Consider the following 4,971-nt stretch of genomic DNA (forward strand, 5'->3'; position numbering starts at 1 on the left):
CACCTCTTGTAATTTGTAAATATGCCAGCGCACATTGCCATCTAACATAGCTCAGTAATGACGTAGCGCGTGTATTTTCTCCCTCTACACCAGTCATGTAAGTCTTGCTCACAATCTGATCTCCTGCCGGAATAAATTTGCTATAAACTGGATTACCATTCCTCACCCAAAAGTAACATTACTATGGTCACCTACAACAAGCCTAAAATACCCGCTGGAAAATTGTCTACAGTAGCTCCTGTGCCAGATTTGATTTTTTTTCCGACAAAGGTTTCTAGTTGATTCAATTCTCCTACCTCTGGGATAGTTTCTGCCTCATAGGCATCTGGTAGAAGTGTTCCCACAAGTTTAACCCCATCCATAATCGTTGTGCGTGAAACTCCTGTAATTCTCTCTATGGCACGAAAACCCATGCCATTAACATACACTTTCCAGCAGTTGCGCTTGAGATCATTACTGTATCCTCTATGTTGATATTCTGTGAGCAACTGACGGCCACACTTGACACAGATATAATTTTGCTTACCTTTTCACGTGACCATTTTTATGGATGTGGTGACTGTGGCATTCTGGACATTCCATTACATTTTTCCTTGAACTTTACACGCTGATCATTCTCTGAATTATCTTTTTTTCTGACAACGCCGCATTTCAGCATTGGTAATTGGTAAGATGATTTTCTGGTAAGGGTCATTTCAGTATTGGCCCGAAATATAGTGTATGTAAGTCTTGGAGCTGCTTTTATCGGAGAAAAGTGTATTGAAAAATACATTTTTTTGATAACTGTAGACAAGATTTTTGCCCCCCACACTCCCCATACTCCACACAAAGAACATTCCATGATAATTGAGAGTATTTAGAGACAATACTTATCCGATCGTTTCCCAACTTTTTTGTTTATTGTAACTAATTAAACAGACATGATATAAAACTGCTGCTAAAAGTTTGACTTGCGATCGCAGACTATTCTTAATAAACCCCAAAGTTATCAATTTTATTGATAACTTAAAAAAATATTGAGAAGATATCTCAATTAGTAGCTCCGGTTCTAAACTAAGTTTAAGTAGGGTTTGTTGAAAAAGTCTTATGGGTAAGGGTAGGAGACAGGAAAAATGGAAATTATAGAGGAAGTAGGAGGAAGAATAATCCCTTGATTATTCTGCGCAACTATGCGCCTAAAATGCTAATTTTTTGAACCATTACGACCATTAAGCTTGCACTTTTTTTAACTAAAAAAATGCGCTCAACCTTTATACGTCAATGCTTTTAGATTTAATCAGCAAACCCTAAGTAGAAAATTTCAACAAAATAATGATTTATTTAAGTCGAAGTAGCTTGGAAAAACTTGCTATTAGCAAATCCCGCTTAATAACTTTTTTTATTAATAATTTATCCCTAAGTTTGAGAAAGCTAACTTTGTAGCGCTCGCCGTTAAGGTTTGGAGAAGGTCATTAGAGTTGATTTACCAATGTTGCAAACAAAAGGAAATTGAGATAATGCCTAAAACAATATTCAATTTAGCAAGAATACAAGTATCTGATTATAACCCAGTTCAACTACTCTTTGAACTACAGGAGAAGTTAGAAGGTTTTAACAGAGATGATTTTGCTGAGTTGATGGGAGTGCAACCCCAAACTGTTCGCCAATGGTGTAGTAAACATGGTAATCCCAATCTTCAAGCTAGACAATTAGCTGGTGAAATTAAGGTCAGACTACAACGTGATCGGATATTGTAGGAAATTGTAGATTGAATCTACTGACATTTTATCTTAATTAGTTCACTATCTAAATATAAGCAATTAATACTTTATCAACAAAGGAAAAATCATGGTTGACTATAACATTACACAAGAATGGACTCCAGGAAAAATGGTTGAACTCAGCACCGAGCTGGAAAAACCCAGTCCATTTTATTTCGGATACGATATTAAAGAACATTTTCTCAAAGAATTGTCAAAACACGAGATAGACAAAATCTTTTTCTTTTGTGAGCAAAATATGTTTGGACTTTACGGAGAGGAACTGTTCCACGAACTGAATTCGGAATACAGATGTCTTCTAGAAATGGTTCCCGCTGGTGAGAAAAGTAAGTATTTCTCAGTCTTAGAGCAAATATGTGAAACATTAGTTAATGAAGGTGTATCTAAAAAATCTCTATTAATTGCCTTTGGTGGAGGAACAGTAGGAAATGTCGTCGGTTTGGTTGCTGGATTAATTTATCGTGGAATTCACTTTGTCGAAGTATCTACAACCATGACTGGTATAACTGATAGTACCCTCAGTAATAAACAAGCGGTTAATGGTATAAGTGGTAAAAATCACTTTGGTATTTATCATAGTCCTCTGTTTATTTGGGCAGATACAAAATACCTCAAAACAGAGCCTGCTTTCTCCAAGCGATGTGGCATTATTGAAGGGATTAAAAATGGTTTTATTGCTGAACCTACCTTCTTGGATTATTTAGACAAAACTCTTAATCCTGAGCTTAATTTTTCCCAGCAGGTGTTAACTGACCTAGCTTATAAAATTATTCTTTCCAAGCTAGAAATACTTAAAAAAGACCCGACGGAAAAACATTATGGAATTATTCTAGAGTATGGTCATACCTTTGGTCATGGTTTGGAATGGCTGCTAAAAGGAAAACTGTCTCATGGAGAAGCAGTTTCTTATGGTATGAAAATAGTAGCGGAACTAGGGCAAGAACTGGGCTTTATGTCACAAGCAGATGTAGATTTGCACCACCACTTTATTGATGACAAACTTGGATTTAATCATCCTTGGCCTGAGCATGTAACTACTGATTTATTGATGAAGGCGATGATTGGAGATAATAAGAAAACAGGGGACGACCTTCGGTTTGTTATGTTAGAAAAAATCGGTCAATGTTATAATCCAGAAGGAGATTATTTGATGACAGTTGATAATAAAACTGTAGAAAAAGTTCTGGATAATTATATTAAAAAAGCAACTGGAAAAGTTGCAGTTGAGACTGCAATTATGGAGCAATCTAACTCTACCAGGAAAGTTGCAGTTGAGACTGCAATTATGGAGGAATCTAACTCTACTTCTCCTCAACAGAAGTCAAAAGTCAAAATTTAAAATTCATGCATTAAGACTTTGTAGACTCAAAACTTTGATACTAACGAAATTCAAATGGACTGTTTCAGCTAAAATAGTGCATTATGGTAGGGACGTTCCATGGAACGTCCCTAGGGGATATGGAGAGATGGGGAGCAAAATTGTTGTTGGGTTACTCTGACGGGATCTTGCTACGTTATAGCTATTAATCCCTATATCCGTGGCATAATTGGTGTGAGCACCTCAACCTAACCTACACTTATTGCAACATTTTAGCTGTGTCAGTCCACTACATTAATGCACTGACAACTGTAAAAAAGGTCGAGCAATGGAAAACAGTAAATTTCTGAGTCACAGTACAAAAATTTACTTAGACAGAAACCTGCAAATCATCATTGGGATAACATTGATAGCAGTCTTAGGTTCAGCAGGTAGTATTGGACCAGTATTGCCAACAATGGCATCAGCACTGCAAATTCCTCCAGAAAAAATAGGATTAGTGATTACAGCATTTGTTGTACCCATCGCCATTGGAACTCCCATCTTAGGAGTATTAGCAGATCGCTTTGGGAGAAAACAAATACTCATTCCCTCATTATTATTATTTGCCATCGCCGGAGTTGCTTGCAGTTTTGCTCCCAATTTTCGCACATTGCTAGAATTGCGGTTTCTCCAGGGTGTAGGAGCTGCTAGTTTAGAATTCCTCGCACTTACATTAATCAGCGATTTGTATGCAGGCAAAAGTTTAACATCAGCAATGGCATTCAACGCTAGTATGATTGGTATAAGTTTGACAGTGTATCCTCTAATAACTGGATGGTTAGCAACATGGGGATGGCGCTATCCTTTTTTACTGCCATTGCTCGCAGTTCCAGTTGTACTTGCTGTTATTTTTTTCCTAGAATTACCCTCCTTTAAAAAAACACCAAAATTCCGTTTGAGAGTATATTTAAGAAATATTTGGCATAGTGTTAATAATAGGCAGGTATTAGGATTGTTGTTTGCAGTAGTTGCTTTATTTATATTACTATTTGGTGCTTATTTTACTTATATTCCGATTTTAGCTGCAGATATTTTTGCAGGTTCTAATGTGGCAATTGGAATTATTTTAGCAACTATGGCGCTATCTTTAGCATTTGTGTCTTCTCAGGTAGCATTATTTTCCCAATCTATATCAGAGTTTACCCTAATTAAAATTTCATTTGTACTTTATACTTTGGCAGTAATAGTTACTCCATTCCTACAAAGTATGTGGTTATTATTAATCCCTAGTATTTTGTTTGGAGCTGCTCATGGAATGTGTTATCCTGCTACTCAGGCATTGTTAGGAAAACTCGCTCCTCCAGATTATCGCGCTGGTTTTATGGCTGTTAATGCTACGGTTTTATCTACAGGACAAGCATTAGGTCCGTTGTTAGCTGGAGTTGCTTTTGGAATTTGGGGAATGGCTGGAGTTTTTTATGCTGCGGCTGGTTTTTCTGTTTTGAGTTTGGGGTTAATTAGTAAACTTTTTGTGACTATTGAATAAGCATTCAGCGGTCGGCATTCAGCTATCAGCTTTATTACCTTTAGTGGACAATTTAAGCTCGTTGTTCTTGTGCTTCAATGTTCAAAAATGTAGTAGAAGTTAAGCAAATACTTTGAGTATTTTTTCATATATTTAGCAATACAAAAAAATGAGTATAAGTATACAGAGAAAAATCGGCGTTACTACCTGGATATTTGGTCAGAATAAATTAGAAAAAACTGCCAATATTATTTCAGACATGGGTTTTGATGGAGTGGAATTATATGTAGATATTAATCAAACTCAACCTCAAAATGTGAAAAATATTTTGGCAGATAATGGGTTAGAAATATTTTCCATGACTCCTAGTAATGTAGATTTAGGAA

At 36.3% G+C, this 4,971-nt stretch carries 4 protein-coding genes and 1 pseudogene; 4 read left to right on the plus strand and 1 reads right to left on the minus strand.

The annotated features are described in order from the left end of the window. Nucleotides 1-54: 54 nt before the first annotated feature. A pseudogene (locus F6K27_RS10780) lies at nucleotides 55-582 on the minus strand (IS1 family transposase); the annotation flags it as partial. A 914-nt stretch (nucleotides 583-1,496) separates the two neighbouring features. Between F6K27_RS10780 and F6K27_RS10785 the strand changes: the two are divergent. From F6K27_RS10785 to F6K27_RS10800, 4 genes are all read left to right on the plus strand, one after another. Continuing rightward, nucleotides 1,497-1,736 (plus strand): hypothetical protein, encoded by a 240-nt coding sequence (locus F6K27_RS10785; protein WP_124143329.1) that lies wholly within the window; start codon nucleotides 1,497-1,499, stop codon nucleotides 1,734-1,736. A 91-nt stretch (nucleotides 1,737-1,827) separates the two neighbouring features. After that, nucleotides 1,828-3,099 (plus strand): hypothetical protein, encoded by a 1,272-nt coding sequence (locus F6K27_RS10790; protein WP_287273262.1) that lies wholly within the window; start codon nucleotides 1,828-1,830, stop codon nucleotides 3,097-3,099. A 307-nt stretch (nucleotides 3,100-3,406) separates the two neighbouring features. Beyond that, entirely contained in the window at nucleotides 3,407-4,606 is a 1,200-nt protein-coding gene (locus F6K27_RS10795) for an MFS transporter (protein WP_124143327.1), read from the plus strand. A gap of 148 nt (nucleotides 4,607-4,754) precedes the next feature. Next, nucleotides 4,755-4,971: sugar phosphate isomerase/epimerase (locus F6K27_RS10800; RefSeq protein ID WP_287300863.1), on the plus strand; the 217-nt coding region annotated here is incomplete at its 3' end.

The sequence above is a fragment of the Okeania sp. SIO2F5 genome (assembly GCF_010692685.1).
Taxonomy (GTDB): Bacteria; Cyanobacteriota; Cyanobacteriia; order Cyanobacteriales; family Microcoleaceae; genus Okeania; species Okeania hirsuta.

Coding starts and splice junctions, on each gene's coding strand:
- F6K27_RS10790 (WP_287273262.1), top strand. CDS start 1,828: ATGGTTGACTATAACATTACACAAGAATGGACTCCAGGAAAAATGGTT.
- F6K27_RS10785 (WP_124143329.1), top strand. CDS start 1,497: ATGCCTAAAACAATATTCAATTTAGCAAGAATACAAGTATCTGATTAT.
- F6K27_RS10795 (WP_124143327.1), top strand. CDS start 3,407: ATGGAAAACAGTAAATTTCTGAGTCACAGTACAAAAATTTACTTAGAC.